15 protein-coding genes are annotated in these 20,304 nt (G+C 42.2%); 2 read left to right on the top strand and 13 right to left on the bottom strand.

Going from position 1 to position 20,304, the window contains the following annotated elements; all coding sequences use genetic code 11:
- Positions 1-36: 36 nt before the first annotated feature.
- Together WH223_RS15700 and WH223_RS15695 are read left to right on the top strand one after the other, a co-directional pair.
- Positions 37-1,458 carry an ATP-dependent DNA helicase gene (locus tag WH223_RS15700; protein ID WP_340048708.1) on the top strand — a complete coding sequence of 474 codons (1,422 nt, stop codon included), beginning with the start codon at positions 37-39 and terminating at the stop codon, positions 1,456-1,458.
- On the top strand, positions 1,448-1,993 hold the full coding sequence (locus tag WH223_RS15695; RefSeq protein ID WP_340048707.1) for a hypothetical protein: 546 nt from the start codon (positions 1,448-1,450) through the stop codon (positions 1,991-1,993). The genes WH223_RS15700 and WH223_RS15695 overlap by 11 nt, the downstream gene beginning before the upstream one ends.
- On the opposite strand, the gene WH223_RS15690 is transcribed toward WH223_RS15695, so the two are convergent.
- The 13 genes from WH223_RS15690 to WH223_RS15630 form a co-directional block, all read right to left on the bottom strand.
- Positions 1,976-2,863, bottom strand: coding sequence for a hypothetical protein (locus tag WH223_RS15690; protein ID WP_340048706.1), 888 nt, complete (start codon positions 2,861-2,863; stop codon positions 1,976-1,978). The two genes, WH223_RS15695 and WH223_RS15690, sit on opposite strands and share 18 nt — an antisense overlap.
- A gap of 12 nt (positions 2,864-2,875) precedes the next feature.
- A complete protein-coding gene (gene ruvB / locus WH223_RS15685; RefSeq protein WP_340048705.1) occupies positions 2,876-3,898 on the bottom strand; it encodes a Holliday junction branch migration DNA helicase RuvB in 1,023 nt (340 codons plus the stop codon).
- A 26-nt stretch (positions 3,899-3,924) separates the two neighbouring features.
- Positions 3,925-4,650, bottom strand: coding sequence for a polyprenol monophosphomannose synthase (locus WH223_RS15680; protein ID WP_340048704.1), 726 nt, complete (start codon positions 4,648-4,650; stop codon positions 3,925-3,927).
- A gap of 122 nt (positions 4,651-4,772) precedes the next feature.
- Positions 4,773-6,257: a peptide MFS transporter gene (locus tag WH223_RS15675; RefSeq protein ID WP_340048703.1), complete on the bottom strand. Its 1,485-nt coding sequence runs from the start codon at positions 6,255-6,257 to the stop codon at positions 4,773-4,775.
- Between the two features lie 57 nt (positions 6,258-6,314).
- A complete protein-coding gene (locus WH223_RS15670) occupies positions 6,315-8,072 on the bottom strand; it encodes a peptide MFS transporter (protein WP_340048702.1) in 1,758 nt (585 codons plus the stop codon).
- Between the two features lie 222 nt (positions 8,073-8,294).
- Positions 8,295-9,872: a peptide MFS transporter gene (locus WH223_RS15665; RefSeq protein ID WP_340048701.1), complete on the bottom strand. Its 1,578-nt coding sequence runs from the start codon at positions 9,870-9,872 to the stop codon at positions 8,295-8,297.
- A 115-nt stretch (positions 9,873-9,987) separates the two neighbouring features.
- Complete coding sequence (locus tag WH223_RS15660; protein WP_340048700.1) at positions 9,988-10,881, bottom strand: hypothetical protein; 894 nt, start codon at positions 10,879-10,881, stop codon at positions 9,988-9,990.
- A gap of 16 nt (positions 10,882-10,897) precedes the next feature.
- On the bottom strand, positions 10,898-11,785 hold the full coding sequence (locus WH223_RS15655) for a sugar phosphate isomerase/epimerase family protein (RefSeq protein WP_340048699.1): 888 nt from the start codon (positions 11,783-11,785) through the stop codon (positions 10,898-10,900).
- Between the two features lie 16 nt (positions 11,786-11,801).
- The gene (locus WH223_RS15650; RefSeq protein WP_340048698.1) at positions 11,802-12,530 is read right to left on the bottom strand and encodes a (Fe-S)-binding protein; all 729 of its coding nucleotides are present in this window, start codon (positions 12,528-12,530) and stop codon (positions 11,802-11,804) included.
- Complete coding sequence (locus tag WH223_RS15645; protein WP_340048697.1) at positions 12,527-13,834, bottom strand: MFS transporter; 1,308 nt, start codon at positions 13,832-13,834, stop codon at positions 12,527-12,529. Before WH223_RS15645 ends, WH223_RS15650 begins: the two co-directional genes overlap by 4 nt.
- 35 nt (positions 13,835-13,869) lie before the next feature.
- The gene (locus tag WH223_RS15640; protein WP_340048696.1) at positions 13,870-15,171 is read right to left on the bottom strand and encodes a D-alanyl-D-alanine carboxypeptidase; all 1,302 of its coding nucleotides are present in this window, start codon (positions 15,169-15,171) and stop codon (positions 13,870-13,872) included.
- Between the two features lie 81 nt (positions 15,172-15,252).
- Complete coding sequence (locus WH223_RS15635; RefSeq protein ID WP_340048695.1) at positions 15,253-16,965, bottom strand: RagB/SusD family nutrient uptake outer membrane protein; 1,713 nt, start codon at positions 16,963-16,965, stop codon at positions 15,253-15,255.
- Between the two features lie 18 nt (positions 16,966-16,983).
- On the bottom strand, positions 16,984-20,166 hold the full coding sequence (locus WH223_RS15630; RefSeq protein ID WP_340048694.1) for a SusC/RagA family TonB-linked outer membrane protein: 3,183 nt from the start codon (positions 20,164-20,166) through the stop codon (positions 16,984-16,986).
- Positions 20,167-20,304 lie beyond the last annotated feature (138 nt).

The following is a 20,304-nucleotide window of genomic DNA, read 5'->3' as shown; positions in this document are numbered from 1 at the left end:
CAATTGAATTGACCAACCTTTTGGATAACTTTGCATATGCATATTGAGAAACTCCTTATCCAACAGTTCCATTGGACACCAACGGCACAACAGTTGGTTGCCTTCCAACTGCTAGATGAGTTTCTCAGCCGCTTCGATCGGCAGCAGTGTTTTGTCTTGAAAGGTTATGCCGGAACGGGAAAAACAAGCATCATCAGCGCGTTGGTAAATATCCTTCCACGGCTACGCAAACGCAGCGTGCTCTTGGCCCCTACGGGCCGAGCAGCCAAAGTAATGAGCTACTACGCCGGTAAGAAAGCCCTTACCATCCATAAAAAAATATACCGCAAGAAATCTGCTGCTAGTATAGAGCTTGACTTTGTTTTAGCCGATAATCCACATGAAGACACCTTATTTATTATTGATGAGGCATCTATGATTTCGGATGATGGCCTTCAGTTTTTCTCAAAGAGCCTACTGGATGATTTAATACGGTTTGTAAAATCAGGTAAAAACTGTGTTTTACTATTTGTTGGTGATGTGGCCCAGCTCCCTCCTGTAGGCATGCTGGAAAGCCCAGCTTTGGACCCGGCGCACCTTGCAGCCCATTACAACCTACAGGTCATTCACTACGAGCTACAGGAGGTTGTGAGGCAGCAGAAGGCATCGGGAATCTTATTTAATGCGACACGTATACGCAACGATATTCGCGATGAGGAAACCGAGCAGATGCCCTTTCCACAAATTCAAACTAAAGGATTTAAGGATATCTTTCGGATGAATGGCGACCGGTTATTGGAGGGTTTAAACTATAGTTATGATCATTTTGACATGGAAAATACCATGGTCATTTGTCGTTCCAACCGGTCTGCAAACCTATACAACAAACATATACGCCATCAGATTTTATTTCAAGAGGAAGAGATCACAGGTGGCGACCTTATTATGGTGGTTCGTAATAATTATTACTGGCTACAGCAGCATGATGAGACGAATACGGGTTTTATCGCCAACGGTGATATGGCTAAAGTACGTAAAGTGAGCAATATGCATGAGCAGCATGGCTTCCGCTTTGCGGATATCGCTTTGGAGTTTCTGGATAATGAAGAAACAGAGCCCATCACCTGTCGCGTGCTTTTGGACAGCATTTATGTCGATGCGCCAAACCTACCCTACGAGGAGCAGCAGAAACTCTATAAGGCTATTGCTTTAGACTATGCTGACATTCCAGCACGTAAAGACCGTATGGAAGCCATTAAAAAGGACCCCTACTATAATGCCTTGCAAATAAAATTTGCGTACGCTATAACCTGTCATAAGGCGCAGGGCGGGCAATGGCCTTGTGTGTTTGTCGACCAAGGCTACCTGACAGATGAGATGATGAACACGGAATTTCTACGCTGGTTGTATACCGCTGTCACCCGCGCCACGCAACAGCTATTCCTGGTAAACTTCAACAGCAAGTTTTATGGCGAATAAAGCGGAAATCGAGCAATTCTTAAAAACGGAAATACGAAATTATCCAGCGAAGGTATTTTCTAAAGATTTTATTGAAGAAAATGGCTTGACGATAGGCTTGCTTTTAGACTATACGTTTCATCGCGATGCCCAAATAGCCTTCCGCTCTGCTTGGCTGCTGGAGCATGTTATATTGGAAGACCAGAGCCGACTACCCCAGATTTACGAAAAGTTAATCAGCTTATTAGGGCAGCAGAAAAACTGGAGCTGCATTCGCAGTTACAGCAAGTTGCTTATGCTAGGCACGAAAGCTAAAACGGGCATCGCTGTGACCGGCGATGAAGAAGAACTAATAATTGAGCATGTTTTCAATTGGTTGATTGATGAAGACTGTCCGGTGGCAGCGCGTGTCAATTGCATGGATGTCTTATACGCGTTGAGCAGCAAGCATCCTTGGATTAAGGCTGAACTTGCTGCTCAAATAAATTTCTTATTACAAAGCCCATCTGCCGCTCTAGCTAGCCGAGGGAAGCGTATTCTAAAACGTATACTTTAAACCTACGGAAGTAAAGTTGTACATATCATTCTTTGCCCCTTCTCTACGTGGGCCTAAATCCAATTCGGTAGGTCCAGGCAAACGCGGGTCATAACCATCTAAGTTCTCCCCACGCGCAAAGTTAAACTGACTCTGCACTACAGCGCTAAAATAGCGACCGTCAAAGCTTGTTCTCTTATTTAAAGGAACGGCCAAGCCGACATTTAAAATTGGCAACAAGACATCCTTAGCTGTTCTACGGTAAGCGATATACTCTTCAGGTTCACCTGTTTCTCCTTCTCGTCTTCGTATATCACGCGGGCCGTTGATATCACCATTATGTAATTGACGCACCAATATAGGATTATCAGGATCTGTACGATCATAAAAATCTACTTGACCACGTGTTTGATCATTAAACTGATAGCTGTTAAATATAGAACCAACACCTAGGCCTACATAAAAGCCATTTAGAATATTGCGTTCAAAAAATCCTTTACGTTCTAATTCACGCTCTTCCACAAAAAAGCGGTAGGGATATACCGTAGCATTAAGTATAAAAGCAAAATAGCTATTGCTTGCTTCACGAGGATCCCATTCTGCTGAATAAGGATTTTTTTCACCTATAGCCTTTAATTTACCAACTTGAGCTTCTAAACCGGCATAAAAACCTTTATAGATACGGTAATCCCCCTTTAAGAAGACTCCATATCCCATATTCTTCGTATGGTTAATATCACCATACAATAAGGTCGGTCCACCACCTAGTGTGACATCAATTTTGCCTCCATTACTGTTTCCAGCAATTGGCGGGCAATATAATTGAGCCTTCAAAGTAAATGGAAGCGCTAATCCAACAATAGAACTACAAATTAGTGTACGTAACGTCATTATATTTTTCTGTTAAAAAAGTGTATTACCCTTACTGAAATTATTCCTTCCCAGGTGTTTAAAAGCAAGCTCTGTGCACTCACGCCCTCGTGATGTACGCATTAGATAGCCTTCTTGAATCAAGAAAGGCTCATAAACCTCCTCAATTGTCCCTTCATCCTCACCTACCGCTGTTGCGATTGTCTTCACCCCTACAGGACCACCTTTAAATTTATCAATAATAGTCAACAATATTCGGTTATCCATTTCATCAAGCCCATGTTCATCGACATTCAATGCTTTCAAGGCATACTGCGCGATGGCACGGTCAATGGAGCCATTACCTTTTATCTGTGCAAAATCACGCGTACGGCGCAACAAGGCATTAGCAATACGCGGTGTACCACGGCTTCTTCTCGCTATTTCATAAGCTCCTTCTTCCGTAATAGGCGTATTAAGAATCGTCGCCGAGCGCAACACGATAGTCGTTAGCAACTTTGCGTCGTAATACTGTAATCGCGAATTAATTCCAAAACGGGCACGTAAAGGAGCTGTTAATAATCCTGAACGTGTGGTAGCCCCAATCAAGGTGAATGGATTTAAGCTGATTTGTACCGATCGTGCATTAGGCCCCGATTCTAACATGATATCAATCTTAAAATCTTCCATGGCCGAATACAAGTATTCTTCAACCAATGGGCTTAGCCGATGGATTTCATCGATAAACAACACATCACCTTCTTCAAGGTTAGTCAACAACCCTGCCAAATCGCCCGGTTTATCTAAAACAGGTCCAGAGGTGATTTTTATATTCACCCCCATTTCATTGGCAATAATATGGGAAAGCGTCGTTTTTCCGAGCCCTGGAGGGCCATGGAGCAATACATGGTCTAATGCTTCACCGCGCAATTTTGCGGCACGCACAAAGATGGATAGGTTTTCAAGGATTTTTTCCTGTCCTGTAAAATCTTCAAACGCCTGCGGACGCAAAGCACGCTCAATGTCTTTATCGACAGCATTCAAGCGTTCAGCATTTGGATCAAGATGTTCATTCATTCCTTTTTCTCCTCAACCTAAGTTAATCAATTATATTTCTTAAACAAGCTTTCTAGCTTCAATTGAATCACACCAAAGAATGCTTCTCTAAAGATACTGGTACTCATTTTTGAAACCCCTTCTGTACGATCCGTAAAGATGATAGGTACTTCTACTACGTTAAAGCCATACTTTATAGCTTTAAATTTCATTTCTATCTGGAAAGCATAGCCGACAAATTTGATAGCATCGAGCGGAATTTTTTCTAATACCTTCCTGCTGAAACACACAAAGCCTGCTGTGGCATCTTGAATCTTTATACCCGTGATTAGGCGTACATAAACGGAGGCGAAGTAAGACATCAATACCCTACTCATAGGCCAGTTTACGACATTCACCCCGTTGATGTAGCGGGAACCGATAGCCATGTCGGCACCTTCCAAACAAGCTTGGCGCAACTTTAACAAGTCTTCAGGATTGTGACTAAAGTCGGCATCCATTTCAAAGATAAAGTCATACGTGCGCTGCAATGCCCAGTTGAAGCCATGGAGGTAGGCTGTGCCTAGCCCCAGCTTTCCTGATCTTTCTTCCATAAACAAACGTTCAGGAAATTCGGTTTGTAAGCGTCTTACAATAGCAGCCGTTCCATCTGGAGAACCGTCATCTACTATCAGCACATGGAAATCTACCGTCAACGAAAATACTTTACGTAAAATCTTTTCGATATTTTCCTTTTCGTTATACGTTGGAATTATTACAATGCTATCTGCCACTGACTATGTGTTAAACAACCCTAAAGGTACGAAATTAAGAATATAATTAAGTTGGTTTAGCTTGCTCGCCTGTTATTCTACTGGCGAGCAAGCTGTAATATTTTATGTACTAGCTTTTGCGACTAGTTTACGCCATGCATCAATTTCTTGATTAGTGGAGACAACAAAATAATGGCTACACCAGCAACTAAGGAGTAGATTGCTAATTGGTGGTAACCTGCTGTGTAGGCTAATAACTTGTCAAGTAAGGATGCGCCTTCATCGGGTGCAGACATGCCTGCGCCTAATAAACCTGCTACATACTGACCATATGCACTAGCCAAGAACCACAAGCCCATCATCATACCACCTAAGTGGCGTGGCGACAGTTTGGTGATCATCGACAAACCGATTGGAGACAAACAAAGCTCACCAATGGTTACCGCTAGGTAAGCTAAGGTAAATACGCCTAAAGACGTTTTTCCATCCGCGTCAGCGAAAAAGCGCGTATTGAAAAAGATATAGTACCCTAAAGCGAGTAGTAAGAAGCCTAATCCGAATTTCACTACCGTATTAGGTTCTACTTTTTTCTTCGCCATCGCTAACCATAATAATCCCAACAAGGGACTGAAAACAATAACAAATAGCGAGTTGGCACCGTTGTTTACTACATTGGGGTCAATGGAGAAAAATAAGAGGTCATGACTCAAGTTATTGTTTGCGAAGAGCGCTAAAGAGCCTCCCGCCTGCTCGAAGATAGCGAAGAACAAGATAGAGAATAAAATCAAGGCTAAGGCAGCAGTCAATTGCTGACGTACGGCTTTTTCTTTCTCTCTAAAAAGCATATAAAAGAAATACAACAAGGCTACAGGACCGATGATATACATAAACATATCGGTGTAGTTGGTGTTGTGAATCATCATAAAGATCAATGGAATCACAGCTATCGCGCCTAAGTAAACTAACACCTCACGTGTCAATTTCTTTCCTTTAGGCAAGTGTTCAATAGGGCTATTTCCGATAGGTCCTAAGTGTTTTTTCGTTAGCATAAACACGACTAGACCAATGACCATAACTACGGCAGCAGCTAAGAATGCTAAATTCCAAGAATGCTCTTTACCCAACCATACACATAAAGCACCGCCCATTAAGGCACCGATATTGATTCCTGAGTAGAACACACCGAAACCAGCATCACGACGTGCATCGCCTTCTTTATAGAGCTCTCCCACCATAGAGGAAATATTAGGCTTAAAGAAACCTGTTCCAATAATAGTTAAGGCAATACCGAAGTAGAAGAAATCGTGTGGGTTTACCGCGATTAGGCCGTTTCCAGCGATCATCATTAAGGCTCCAAAGGTTAAAGAGCGCTTAAACCCTAAAATCTTATCCGCAAAAATACCACCCACGAAAGTAAAGGCGTATACGAATGCTTGAATAGCTCCGTATTTTAAATTGGCGTTCTTTTCGGAAAGCAGCAATTGATCCACCATAAAAATGGCGAGTACCCCACGCATACCGTAGAAACAAAAGCGTTCCCACATCTCCACCAAGAACAGGTACCATAACTGCTTAGGGTATTTCCCCTCGAAATTTTGGATTTCTTCTAAGGTTAACTGTTTTGACATTATTATATAAATTAAAAAAATGCCTTCCTAAGGAAGGCATTTCACAAAAATACGCTTTTATTTAATTCCGTGCATCAAGCGTTTGATAAGCGGGTTTAGTAGGATTACCAACACGCCTGCCGCCGCAGGGATAACTGTAAACAAGAAGAAAAAGTGGCTCAAGGAATAGTCCGCTTGAATGGTCTCTACCTGTCCACCTAGAATTGCGGCCATCTTTTGTGCGATCGCAATGGCTAAATACCACATACCAAACATAAAGGCCAACATACGCGCTGGTACCAGTTTGGAGACATAGGATAGCCCTACTGGCGAGATAAACAACTCACCTAAGGTGTGGAAAAGGTAGGTTAACACCAAGAATACCATCGATATCTTAACGCCAGGGCCAGCACCTAAAGCACCGAATCCTAAAATCAAGAAACCTATAGCCACCAAGAATAAACCAAGTCCATATTTCACGGCTGCCGAAGGATTATACTTCGAGTCCCAAATTTTGGAAACCGTAGATGCCAACGCAATAATGAAGAAAGAGTTTAAGATAGAGAACCAAGATACTTTAATCTCTGAAATCTCTGCTGTAAACTCACGGTACAACATCCAGATTCCTGCTCCCCAAATAAGGATAAAACAAACGAAAAGGATGATATTAGACCAAGCTATTTTTGTCCATGTAAGCAACGCTAGCTTAATTAATACCCAAGAGATAATAATTAAAGGGACGATCGTTAATAAGGTATTAACAATATTGAATAGCATTAAGCTACTTCCTGTCAATTCACGGTTTACATAATCACGGGCTACTAATACTAATGAAGTAGCACCTTGCTCGAAGCTCATAAAGAAGAACACCAAGAAGAAGGCTAATAGAATAACCCCATACATGCGGTCTCTTACGACTTTCGAATAACGCTGAATACGCGAAATCACTAAGAACAAGAATAACGCTAAAGCGCCAAAAATCATGATATATTGACCACGTAGATAGGGCGTATCCATAAAAGCGAACACATCCATCACGTTATTTTTCGATAAAGGATCATTAAACGCATAAACTAATCCCACAACACCAACGATGGTCATCAATACGATGTCTAAGGTTGTGAAGTTATTATGCTTAATCTCCCCTTCTTCTAAATCTTTCTTAACCTCTTTAGTTCCGTTCGCTGCTTTGTCTAAGATACCCAACTTACCCAATAAAGGACCTGCTAACCAGAACTGAATTGTTCCTAATAGCATAAAGATACCCGCTAGGCCGAATCCCCAGTGCCAGCCGATTGTCTCTGCTAGATAACCACAAAGCATCATTCCGAAGAAAGCACCAGCGTTCACACCCATGTAGAAAATAGTGTAAGCACCATCTTTCTTCTCTGGGAATTTCTTGTACATCTCTCCTAAGATAGCAGGCATATTCGGTTTGAAGAAACCTGTTCCCAACACCAAGCAGCCCAATCCGACGAAGAACATCAATGGTGAGTCGAATGCCATCGCGGCATGACCGACAGTCATGATTGCAGCACCTACGATAACGGCAGCACGCGAACCAATATATTTATCAGCAATAACACCACCAAATATTGGTGTGATGTATAAAAGCATAGCATAGGTACCATATAAAGCACCAGCCTGTTCGGCAGTCCAACCCCAACCAGGGTTTAATCCCAAAACCGAAGCGGTTAAGAACTGAATTAAAAGAACACGCATTCCGTAAAAAGAGAAGCGTTCCCACATTTCGGTAAAGAATAAGACAAACAATCCAGGCGGATGGCCTAATAATTTCGTTTCTTCCTGAATTGAAACAGAAGAGTTTTCTGACATATTATAAAATTAAGATGGTCAAACTTAGAAAAATTTACGTTTAAATGCAATAAGAGGCCTCACACGCTCTTAAATGCGCTCCGCTAGCCTATTGAAGGTGAGCTAGATGAAGGGGCTAAAGTACTAATAAAAAATAAGGTATAATATGGCTTACAACAAAAAAACCTTCATGATCTTAAGCTTGGCGCCTATCGATGCATGAAGGTTTTAATACAATTTATATTAGTTGATGCCGTGCATCAATTTTTTCAATACTGGGCTGAACACAAAAAGTAGTAAAGCCGCTCCTGCTGGCAAAGCAGCAATAATTAGGAAGAACGTACTCATAGAGTATGTTTCCGCAATTTTATCAATTAATCCCCCAGTCAAGGCAGCCATTTTATTTGCGATGGCAGACGCTAAGAACCAGAAACCAAAAATTAAACCTAAGAATTTCTTCGGCGATAGCTTACTAACATAAGAAAGCCCTACCGGTGATAAGCAAAGCTCACCCGTGGTATGGAAGAAGTAGGCTAAGATTAACCAAATGATACTTACTGATGCTGTCTTCGCTCCTTGCGGAATACTCATACTTCCGTACGCTAAAACACCAAAACCTACAGCGACTAATAGCAAGCCTAATGCAAACTTAACCGGACCACTAGGATTCCAAACGCGCTCCCAAAACTTACTAAACGAAGAAGCTAGGGTTACAATAAAGAAGGCATTTAAAATCTGAAACCAAGAAACGGTAACTTCTGTTTCTAAAGCAGAAAACTCACGCTGCACTTTCCATAAACCTAAGAAGGTAATCGCAAGGAATGATAACGCCGTAAATAGAATCGTTAATGGATATTTACCAACAATCTTAATGGCCAAACTATACAACACATAGGTAACGATACCAATTGGAAGAATTGTTAAAGCAGCATCAATCCATTTGAAAGTCGTTGCTGCATCCCCTTCTAGCAAGCGCTGTGTATAGTCTTTTGCAAAGATAGACATGGATCCACCAGCCTGCTCGAATGCGAAAAAGAAAAAGATACTTGCTATCATCAATACAGCTACTACAATAAGACGGTCGCGCACGACATGCTTAGCTAAAACCTCCTCATTGTCGTCAGTTTTTTCTAATTCTTCTTTCTTGCTTTTTGGTTTATCACCAATCACCCCGAAGATGCGTTGAGCAAAGTAGAATTGAAGCATTCCGAAGAACATGAACACTCCGGCAAGACCGAAACCATAGTGCCAGCCAATTTTCTCTCCTAAATAACCACATAGCAAAGAGCCTAAGAAAGCACCAGCATTGATACCCATGTAGAAAATCGTGTAACCAGAGTCTTTTTTAGCACTAGAATTTGGATATAATTGTCCTACCATAGACGAGATATTTGGTTTAAACAAACCATTACCTAGAATCATAAAGACTAAACCCAAGTAAAAGAAATTTTGATCAAAACCTTCTAAAGCCATTGCAGCATGTCCCATGGTCATAATTAAAGCGCCTAAGAGGATTGCTTTTTTGTAGCCTGTAAGCTTATCGGCGATGATACCACCGAGTAAAGGTGTGGCATAAACAAGCATGGTATACCATCCATAAAGAGAAATAGCTTGCTCGTTGGACCATCCCCATCCACCTTTTGCTATTTCCGAAACAAGAAACACTGTCAATAATGACCGCATTCCGTAGTAGGAGAAACGCTCCCACATTTCGGTAAAGAACAAAACGAATAAACTCGCTGGATGTCCTAGCACCATTTTGTCGTCAACCCCTTGTTTTGCCAAGTGGCTTACCAACACTTCATCTTTCACTTCTGTCATAAATTTATGTTAATGATTTTAATGTCTTCCCGTAAGATATCGCTTAATAACTGTGGTAGATTATACAAAGAAAATAAAAAACGGCATATTTCCAACACCTAGCTTTAGCAAAGTGCTACAAACCGCTCTTCATTTTAGGAATAGCCTGTCCGGGTATAATTGCTGAATTATCGTCGGCATGAGGCGCATTAGCGAATGGTACGTCGCTTTTTAAAAGTAGCTTCCCTCCTTTTAGGAGATATGCATCATAACTTAAATCGGGTCCATAATACTTGAAATTCCCCGTAAAACTACTGTTAGCAGGCACTATATGATCAAATATCAGACGCTCTTGCGGTCTATCAAACTTCAAATACATAGAAGCTTGCTTACTAAAATTAAAAATTCTACGTTGTGAATTGGGCTGATCGGCAAACAAAGTTTTGCCGAGTATAAATTGGTCATTTTGCAAATGTAATATTTCAATTACTTTTTGCGTATAGTCGGCATTATGTCCTTTCCACCCCAAAAGCACGTAGGCATTACCGAGGGGCTGTATATCATAATAACGCGCACCATACCAGTTATCAGGGCTGAGGAGCGCTTCTTCAGGCTTTTGAATTTCGAAAGTCTTATCTAGCAAAGGTACGAGCGACAGCTTACCATCTTTTGTTTTACGCTGTATAGCTCCATAATAGAGGTATGAGCCATCATTGAGGTCAATATTCCAAGAAAAGATACGGAAGGAATCGTCTGGAGACCGCAAGACGGTAATACTGCTTAGCTTATCAAAGTTAAACAGGTAGGCATGCCTCTCCTTGAGTGAAGAGACTAATGTTTTTACAAAGACAAAGTTTTTCTCTAGTCGTTCCGCATCGCTCTGCAAGACTTTTATCTGCCCCTCTAAACGGAGCAAACTATCTTGCCATTTTCCCATTTCATGAAAATTGACTTGCGCTTGTACTTTATTTACGCTGATGAAACACCAACTTAACAACAGCAAAACAGAACTAAAGAAAAACTTTATCATATATACTTATAAATCTTTACACCAAAGACTTAATTCTTTCTAACAACTTTTTAGAGGCAATGATACCATCTTCTTCCGAAAGGGTCTTTCCTTCATACTCGATACCGACAAAACCACGGAAACCATTTTCCTTAACGATACGCATCATACGTTCGTAATCAACTAACGTCTCATTACCTTTATCATCAAACTCTTGTGTTTTTGCGCTCACTCCTTTTGCGAAAGGCATCAAATCTTTAACACCTTGGTAGCGGTCGTACTCGTAGAAGTTACCAAAATCAGGAAGGCTACCACAGTTCTTTTTACCCACCGTGCGTAACACATCAGAAAGCCAGTCTCCATGTGAAGAGATGCCACCATGGTTTTCTACGATAACATTGATTTTAGCTTTCTTACCATAGTCTGCTAAGGTGCTTAAACTTTGCACCACCTGCTTTTTAACTTCCTCAGGTGTACCTTTCCCTGCTGCATTCACACGGATAGACTTACAGCCTAAGAATGCTGCTGCGTCGATCCATTTATAGTGGTTCTCTACGGCTTCTTTACGTTTATTTTCTTCGCTATCGCCTAAGTTACCTTCGCCATCGACCATAATCATCACATTGGTCACTCCATTATCTTTGGCGCGGTTGTTCAAATCTTTCAAGTAGGTCATATCTTTGGCCTTATCTTTAAAAAACTGATTTACGTATTCTACACCATAGATACCAAACTTCTTAGCCGCTAGTTCGGGGAAGTCTATATTCTTAAGATCGCCTTTAAAAATTGTTTTATGCAAAGACCATTCGGCTAGAGAAATTTCAAACCATGATTTTGGCGCTGCAAATAAATCTAGTGATGGTGCCACCGCTAGGCCTGCCGTAGCTAAGCCCAAATTTTTTAAAAATACTCTCCTTGAATTCATTGTTTTTAGGTTTATGTTAAATATTCGCCCAACCTGATGTTAAGACATCAGCAATGTGCTTTGTTTTCAGTGGGAGCTCATGCTTATCGATGTAGCCTTGCAGCTGCATCAAACAGGAGCTATCCGTAGAGATGATGAAGTCCGCTTTCACGGCTAGTGCATTTTGCACTTTCTGTTCTGCCATTGCAGCAGATATACCTTCATATTTCACGGCAAAAGAACCACCAAAGCCACAGCATGTTTCCTGATCGCGCATCGTTAATATTTCCAACCCACCTACTTCAGCGAGCAGACGGCGAGGTTCATCTTTGATACGACATTCACGCAAAGCGGAGCAAGCATCATGGTATACAGCTGTGCCTGGCAACTCAGCTCCAAAATACTCTTTTTTCACCACATTAACCAAAAAATCAGAGAGTTCGTATATATTTCCTTGAATATTACGGCATCGATTATGCGCTGTAGAATTTGTAAAAAGGTTATTATACCCATTTTTCACCATCCCTGTGCAGGAACCGGAGGGAGAAACGATATAACAATCTTCGGAAAAATCATTTAGGAATTTAAGTCCTACCTTTTTAGCTTCATCCCAAAAGCCAGCATTATAAGCGGGCTGCCCACAACAGGTTTGTTCGGGATTATAAACCACCTCGCACCCTGCCCTTTGCAGCAGCTTGATGGTGTTAAATGCTGTTTCTGGATATATCTGATCTATAAAACATGGAATAAACAACTCTACCTTCATGCATCAACTGTTTTATTGAATTTCAAAACCCTTACTAAAAGTAGTAAGCCTATTATAAAAAATACAGATAAAGATAATGCGGAATACCGAATGTTATGCGTCAATTGCTCTATAACGCCAAAAGCAATCAAACCAACAACGATAGCAATCTTTTCTGTCACATCGTAAAAACTAAAAAATGAAGCGGTGTCTTTTATCGTTCGTGGTAAAAACTTAGAATACGTAGAACGGGATAAAGACTGAATGCCGCCCATCACTAAACCAACGACCGCAGCCAACATATAAAAGGCGGTCTCCGTTTGGATGTAGAAGGCGGAAAAACAGATACCCACCCATACGCAAACTACCAACATCAACACGGGAATATTACCCAGCTTCTTGGATAACAAAGACATCAGGTAGGCGCCGGCAATAGCCACTAACTGAATCAATAATATCGTAATGATAAGCTTTGAACTTTCCATCTTAAGTTCTTTGGCCCCAAAGGCGGCAGCGACAATCATTACCGTTTGCACACCCGCAGAATAAAAGAAATATGCCGGCAGAAAGTTACGTATACTCGCTATTTTGCTAATCTTACGCCATACAATTTTATACTCGATAACAACCGTACGGAACATATTTTTGGAGGCCTTGATAACAGACCCTTCATTATTTGGCAAAGCTCTAAATGGAATCAAGGAGAAGCCTGCCCACCATAATCCAACTAATAGGAAGGAAAGACGCGGACCAAAGCTGGCATCTGTAATTCCAAACCAATCGGGCTTCAGAACAAAAATTAAACAGATAATTTGTAGGGTAACACATCCGATATAACCAAAAGCAAAACCTTGCGCACTCACTCTATCTTGCTGATCGACGGTTGCAATTTCAGGGAGGTAAGAATTATTAAATAAAACACCACCGATATAGCCCATTGCCGCTAAAGCAAACAAGATCATACTGATTTCTAAGGTCTCTAGTTTAAAGAAAAACAAACCCATACATGACAACGCCCCCAGATACGTAAAGTACATCATCGCTTGCTTTTTCTTCCCTCTCACGTCTACGTAGGAAGAAACAAAAGGCAAAACCAAAGCCATTAGTAGGTAGGCCCCAGCTAAAGTAAAGTTTGATAAAGCGGTATTCACAACCTTAATACCGAAGAAATTAACAACATCCCCCTGTTCTTCCGTTTGGGTAATAGCCGTATAATAGGCCGGAAAGATGGTGGACGTAATTACGAGGTTGTAGGCGGAGTTCGCCCAGTCATACATTGACCAAGACCGAATCAGCTTCTTATTATTTTTCTCTATAACTTTCATGTGCAAGTGGCGAAGATACCAATAGATTTTATTTCCTAATAATTCTGTCTAATAAAAGTAATCAGGCGCACCAGCTCCTTACGAATCGGTGTTGCAGAGCCTATAAAGTTGTTATTCAAGAAGGAGAACACGAGGTTTCGTCCCGAACGTGTTCTGATATAGCCACTTTGGCAATACACGCCCGTTATTGTCCCTGTCTTAGCCCATACAAAGGGCTCCCCTCTATCTAATGCATATGCCGACCGTATAGTTCCATCCACACCTCCTGTTGGAAACAAATAATGAAGGTCTACCGGATTCGGCACCTCTTGCTGCACCAAGAGCAGGAGTTCTACCATACTGCGTGGCGTCACCTTGTTGTAAGCAGAAAGCCCGCTCCCATCATTAAGATCAATCTTATCAGAAAAATAATGATAGTATGTCTTCTCCATATACTGGCGCATACTCGCTGTATTGAAGTTCCCATAGTATTGCAGGGCAGCCACCATATTTAGCTGCTCCGCCAAGAAATTATCACTAGGCAGCATCATCTCGCGCAGCACCTCTTTGGTCGACGTAGAATAAATAACCTTAACATCTTTAGGCTTCTCGTAGGCTATCTGTTGCACAGACTTCTTTAAGGTATCTTGCAGAAGCTCTAGGAAAAGAGCCGTGGAATAGCGGAAAGGCTTCTCATTCACATAGCGATTTGGAATTACCTTTGCGCTCATCCAAAATTCATTACGATCGAAGGTGCGTGTAAGGCTAAATTTCCCCGATTGAGGGTCTCCTACTTTTGTGGCCTCTTGGAAATAATCGGGCACTACACTCATGCGTCCAGCTTTTTCACGAAAGGTGACGACATTACCATAGATTGGGAATGTGGCCAATTCAGGTTGGTAATATTCTTCATAATCCTCCACAGCCCAACCATTTCTATAAAAAGGCTCTTGCGGCTTAGGGCCATCGGCATAAAAAAGCTGCTTCCCCTTTTGACGTAGGAAATCAAACACTTTATGCGAATCTAGCTTGCTGTGCAGGAAGGTAGGATCGCCCGTTCCCCAAAAGATAATGGAATCACCACGCTCGACATAATGCAAGCCTGGAATAGAATCACCAATATGCTTCAAGCTATTGAAAAGGGTAAATATCTTCGTATTTGAAGCTGGTGTAAAATGTTTATTCTCATCAATCCCGAATAGAAAACGATTATTATCGGCATCGTAGAGGTTAAATCCATAAAAATACCCCTTTAAGGCATCGGATCTATCAAACTCACTTTTTAAAGCATCAAATTCTTGAGCAACCAGCTTGCCCGTTAAGAAAAGAAAAAATAAGGCGACAAGGCTTTTTTTCATCCTGTAAACATACAAAAAAGGAAAATAAAAAACCCTTCACTTTTCAGGAAGGGTTTAGTAAAAAAGCCTTTACGAAAAAGGCTAATAACCTGGATTTTGTTTTAGCACCTTATCGCTACGATCAATCTCCTCTTGTGGAATGGGAAAGAGCGCATTTATAGGTCGGTATTGTTTATCCTTGTAAGCGGACAAATACTTGCTTTCAAAGGTCGCAAAACTACGAATCACATCCGTCGCGATATCCCAGCGCACTAAATCGTAAAAACGATGCCCTTCCATTGCTAGCTCCAAGCGACGCTCCATGCGCACTGCCTTGCGCGCATAATCGGCGTTGGGAAATGATAAGTAGGTCCCTACGATATAGTCAGCCGTAGGCTTACCATTCACTACTTTGGCGGGCAACTTTGCTGCACGCGCGCGTATTGTATTTACATAGCGTAGCGCTTTGGCAAGATCCCCTTCTTCAATCGCACATTCGGCTGCCATCAACACCACATCAGCCAGACGTATAATATTTACATCTAAGGCCGTTACATGATTCATTCCCGGCACCGTGTAGCTTGCAAATTGCTGCTTATAAACCATTGTTTTTATCCCTACAAATGGACCTGCATAGCTTGACGCACGAATCCAAGCATCACCAGGCATAACGCCATAATCTAGGTAAGGCACGCCACGACGTCCTACGGTATAATCCAACCGAGGGTCAAAGCGCAAAGAGTCATTCAAGGTGTATACTTTTTTCTCGGCTTCTGTTAAGCCAAAATCTGACACATAAGGACTGTCGCGATAGCCCTCATCTAGAAAAGGTAATCCATCTTCATCCACACGGTAAGCGTTGACCAGGTCAATGGTTGGTTGATAAAAGCCACAGCAAGATACGGGGGCAGTACCATAGAGACCACTTAACATATCGCCGACATTGGCATTATCGCCAGATCCATTGGAATTAATAGCATGCTTGGCTACAAAAAGAGCTTCAGGGCCATCTTCCTTTTCGACATTAAAGTTATCCTGAAAAGGCATAGCGATTAGATTTTGACCTTGCAGCAGCTCCTCAAAGAGAGGCAATGCTAGGCTAAATTGTTTTTTGTAAAGGAAGAGCTTCCCGAGGTATGCTTTAGCGATGCGCTTATCCATACGTCCTTTTTCACCATTGATCTTTCCTTCGGGCAGATTATCTACAGCAAATTGAATATCCTTTTGAAACAAAGGAAAAACATCCTTATCATTTGGCTCTACGCGTCGTTGCTCTTCGGTCATGGTTTCATCGACCCATGGAATATTTTTAAATACACGCCATAAGTAAAAGTAGTAATGACCGCGTAGCATGCGCGTTTCCGCCTCAATCTCGAGGGCTCGCGCTGCAGAAATCGTCTTAGCACCCTCCTGATCTCTCTTTAATCCTTTCAGCACCATATTACAGCGCTGCACCCCTTCATAATAAACACGCCACATGACATGTACATTGGTATTCGCCGGATTTACTTGGAGCAGCTCCACGACGCTCATACTAGGCTGATCCGACTCTTCCGACCCTTTATGGGCATTATCAGCTGTCACCTCTCCAAAAAGCCATTGGCTCGGCGCGGAGGCATAGTTGCCCCATGTACCATCACGGTTACCATTCAATATACCATAAGCTCCTATCAACAAACCCTCTACCCCATCTTTTGAATCAATTTGTTCACCCGTTAATTCTCCCTGCGGAGTTTTATCTAAAAAGGACTTTGAACAGCCTACACTAAAAAGCAATAAGCTTAGCACCCCCATTATTATCTGTTTCGTTTTCATACCGTTCTTCTTTAATCGTTATAAACCTAAATTCAAACCAAAGCTATATTGTCGTGCCTGCGGATACACCCCAAAGTCAACACCTAAAGCTGGATAATCACTATTTGTCGCACTTACCTCTGGATCTAAGCCGTCATATTTCGTTATGGTAAATACATTGGTCACCATCACATAAAGACGCAGACTTTTCACCTTGGCGCGTTCGCCCCCCAACCAACGCATGGGAAAATTATAGCCCAATTGGAGGTTCTTCAATTTTAGAAAACTTGCATTCTGCAAATAATAACTGGAAGAAGCATATTCGAAAGAGGATGCATTAACGGTAGGTGATGGAATAGCACTTCCTTTGTTTTGAGGACTCCACGCATCCAAAAGGCGTTGACTCTTCGAGCCGGAGAACACAGAAAAGTCTGTGAAATAACGCGTAGCATCATATACCTGATTACCTTGAGACCCATAAAAGAATAGGTTGACGTCAAAATTTTTGTACGTAGCATTAACGCCCAAAGAATATAAAAAGTCGGGATGCGGCGAGCCGATAACCTTACGATCGGCATCCGTAATCTGCTCATCCCCATTGACATCTTTATATTTCAAGCCACCAGGGCGAGCTCCTGTATAAGAGGGACTGTTAGCAACATCCGCATCATCTTGATAGACACCAACAACCTCATAGCCATAGAATGAACCAAAGGGTTGTCCTGGCTGCAAAATCGTCGTTTGCATGCTACGGAAGTTTCCATAAATCTGGGAACTTACATTAGGCGCTAAGGAAAGAACCTTGTTGACGTTGCGCGAGAGCGTTCCCGTAACATCCAAAACGAAAGGCTTTTGTTCTTTTCTACCGTAGTGATAGCCCAAGGATAGTTCAATACCTCTATTCTGCATACTTCCCACATTGACATAAGGCGATTCGGCCATACCTACTTCGACTGCTGGCAGCGGCACCCTGAAGAGCATATTTTTTGTTTGCTTATCGTAGTAATCTACGGACCCATCAAGAGAGCCGTCAAATAGGGTGAAGTCGAGACCTAGATTCAGCGCATTTACCTGCTCCCATTTCACGTTCGGATTCTTATAGGATCGCTGCCAAAGACCAATCACAGGCGTGCCGTTGATGGGATAGCTGGAATGAGACATCACGGCCTGGTAACGATCCAAATATTGGAATGCTGGGATTCGTTGGTTTCCCGTTACGCCATAACCGGCGCGCAATTTAAGGTCACTTAGCCAGTTTACATCCTTCAAAAAGGATTCATTTGAGAGACGCCAAGCAGCGCTTACCCCCGGAAATAAACCAAAGCGATTATCGGCTCCGAAATTGGAAGAACCATCACGACGTAGGGTAGCACTTAAAATATAACGATCGTCATAGCTGTAATCGACCTTACCAAACAAAGAGTATAAAGCACTTAATCCGCCATTACTACCATTTCCTATATTGGAGCTTCCTACGTCGAGGTAAAAATAATCAAGACTATTTAGCAAGAAGAAATCATTCCTATTGCCTGCCAGCGTGCGAAAGCGCGTATCAATTGCTTCAATCCCCGCTAATGCATTTAGGCTATGCTTGTCCCATTGCCCCCGATAATTTAAGGTATTCGTCCATGTCCATTCTGTCCCTGTACGTTGACTTTCATTTAATCGGTTGTTGAATGAGCCTTCAGTAAACTCTGGATTCGGATAGCTAATACTTCTCACGTTGCTATTCTCATAGCGCAAGCCGAAACTACTACGCAACATTAAACCAGGAAGAATATCATATTCAGCATAGGCATTACCGAAAAACATACTCGTTTTTTCGTAATTATCTTTCCCCCGATACGCCATGGCTACAGGGTTTTCTCCGTTTCCCCAACCACCTTTGGATCCAGCGAAATTACCACCTTCGTCATATACTGGAATGATATTTTGAATACGGTAGGCGAAGCCGATGAGACTTCCTTCATCAATATAACTACCTGCCGTATTGGTGTTCACCCCTATACCGTATCCTTTCGTATAGGAAAACTGCATATTTTCACCGATACGCAACTTACCGTCCAGCGCTTTAAAACGGGTGTTACTACGTGCTGTGAAGCGCTCAAAACCCGAATGGATGAGAGCGCCCTTCTGTTTCAAGCTACCCAGAGAAAGGGTATAAGCCCCCTGATCAGTCCCTCCAGAGGCATTCAACTCATAATTTTGTACGGGAGCACGCTGTGATAGCTCTTTAAACCAGTTAGTTCCGGCTTTATTGGCTTTCGTAATTTGATAAAAGGTCTCCGAGTTATTGGAGTAGTTATACTTCGCCATATCTACATCGGCTTCCGTAATCGTTGCATTATCTTTACTGCCTTTACTTCCTGCCAGTAGGTAATCGGGCAGCTTATCATTACTACCTGTCAGTGCATTATTAAAATCATAGACCTGTTGTGGGGTCATCATCTTCGGGAAAGCCCCCGTTATGGGAACCTGTAGCCCAACATAGGAAGAGAAGTTCAATTGCGTTAGGCCAGGCTTGCCGCTCTTTGTGGTAATAATGATAACCCCATTATTTGCGCGAGCACCAAAAATAGAAGCTGAAGAAGCATCTTTTAAAACCTGCATACTCTCGATATCATTCGAGTTCAGCCAACTTAGCTTCCCTTCAAAAGGAACGCCATCGATGATGTACAAAGGCTCATTGTTGTTGATGGTACTGTAGCCCCGTATTTTGATTTGCGGCGTTGAACCCGGTGCTCCATCATTGACAATCTGCACTCCCGTAGCCTTCCCTTGCAGCGCACTAATGGCGCTAGCCACCGGCAGTCGCTTTAGCTCATCGGGGTCGACAATAGCTACCGCTCCTGTTAAATCTTTACGGCGCTGCGTACCATAACCTGTAACAACCACGGTTTCCAAATTGCCCGAGAAGGGCTGCAGATTGATGCTTAAAGGGCCTAAATCCGTGAGCTTCACAAGAAAGCCATTATAACTTAGATGCTTAATTTCCAACTCATCACCAACACTTGCCTCAATACTAAATTCACCTTTATCATCACTGACTGCGGAACGACTTTTGCCGACGATGGTAATCGTGGCTCCGGGTATAAACTCGCCCGTTAGCTCATCTTTAATAGTCCCTCGAATCAGTTGCTGATTTAACAGAGGCATGGTGAAACCTGCCAAGCGCCGTTCTTTCGGCACAAAAGAATACACGGATTCCGAATAATTTAGCATTAACGCTGTAGAAACGCTTACCGCTATCACAAATGACGCTCTCCCCCTGGAAAAACCCCCACCTGAATACTTCATAGGTTTTCTCATTACTTAGAAAATTGGTTAAAATGAAATTAAAAGTATACAGTAAACCGGGCG

Source organism: Sphingobacterium sp. MYb382 (genome assembly GCF_037572665.1).
GTDB lineage: Bacteria > Bacteroidota > Bacteroidia > Sphingobacteriales > Sphingobacteriaceae > Sphingobacterium.
This window is presented reverse-complemented; position numbering and strand designations above follow the sequence as displayed.

Bases quoted from the DNA above. Each gene is read 5' to 3' on its own strand.
- WH223_RS15700 (WP_340048708.1), top strand. From the start codon at position 37: ATGCATATTGAGAAACTCCTTATCCAACAGTTCCATTGGACACCAACG.
- WH223_RS15695 (WP_340048707.1), top strand. From the start codon at position 1,448: ATGGCGAATAAAGCGGAAATCGAGCAATTCTTAAAAACGGAAATACGA.
- WH223_RS15690 (WP_340048706.1), bottom strand. From the start codon at position 2,863: ATGACGTTACGTACACTAATTTGTAGTTCTATTGTTGGATTAGCGCTT.
- ruvB (WP_340048705.1), bottom strand. From the start codon at position 3,898: ATGAATGAACATCTTGATCCAAATGCTGAACGCTTGAATGCTGTCGAT.
- WH223_RS15675 (WP_340048703.1), bottom strand. From the start codon at position 6,257: ATGTCAAAACAGTTAACCTTAGAAGAAATCCAAAATTTCGAGGGGAAA.
- WH223_RS15670 (WP_340048702.1), bottom strand. From the start codon at position 8,072: ATGTCAGAAAACTCTTCTGTTTCAATTCAGGAAGAAACGAAATTATTA.
- WH223_RS15665 (WP_340048701.1), bottom strand. From the start codon at position 9,872: ATGACAGAAGTGAAAGATGAAGTGTTGGTAAGCCACTTGGCAAAACAA.
- WH223_RS15660 (WP_340048700.1), bottom strand. From the start codon at position 10,881: ATGATAAAGTTTTTCTTTAGTTCTGTTTTGCTGTTGTTAAGTTGGTGT.
- WH223_RS15655 (WP_340048699.1), bottom strand. From the start codon at position 11,785: ATGAATTCAAGGAGAGTATTTTTAAAAAATTTGGGCTTAGCTACGGCA.
- WH223_RS15650 (WP_340048698.1), bottom strand. From the start codon at position 12,530: ATGAAGGTAGAGTTGTTTATTCCATGTTTTATAGATCAGATATATCCA.
- WH223_RS15645 (WP_340048697.1), bottom strand. From the start codon at position 13,834: ATGAAAGTTATAGAGAAAAATAATAAGAAGCTGATTCGGTCTTGGTCA.
- WH223_RS15640 (WP_340048696.1), bottom strand. From the start codon at position 15,171: ATGAAAAAAAGCCTTGTCGCCTTATTTTTTCTTTTCTTAACGGGCAAG.
- WH223_RS15635 (WP_340048695.1), bottom strand. From the start codon at position 16,965: ATGAAAACGAAACAGATAATAATGGGGGTGCTAAGCTTATTGCTTTTT.
- WH223_RS15630 (WP_340048694.1), bottom strand. From the start codon at position 20,166: ATGCTAAATTATTCGGAATCCGTGTATTCTTTTGTGCCGAAAGAACGG.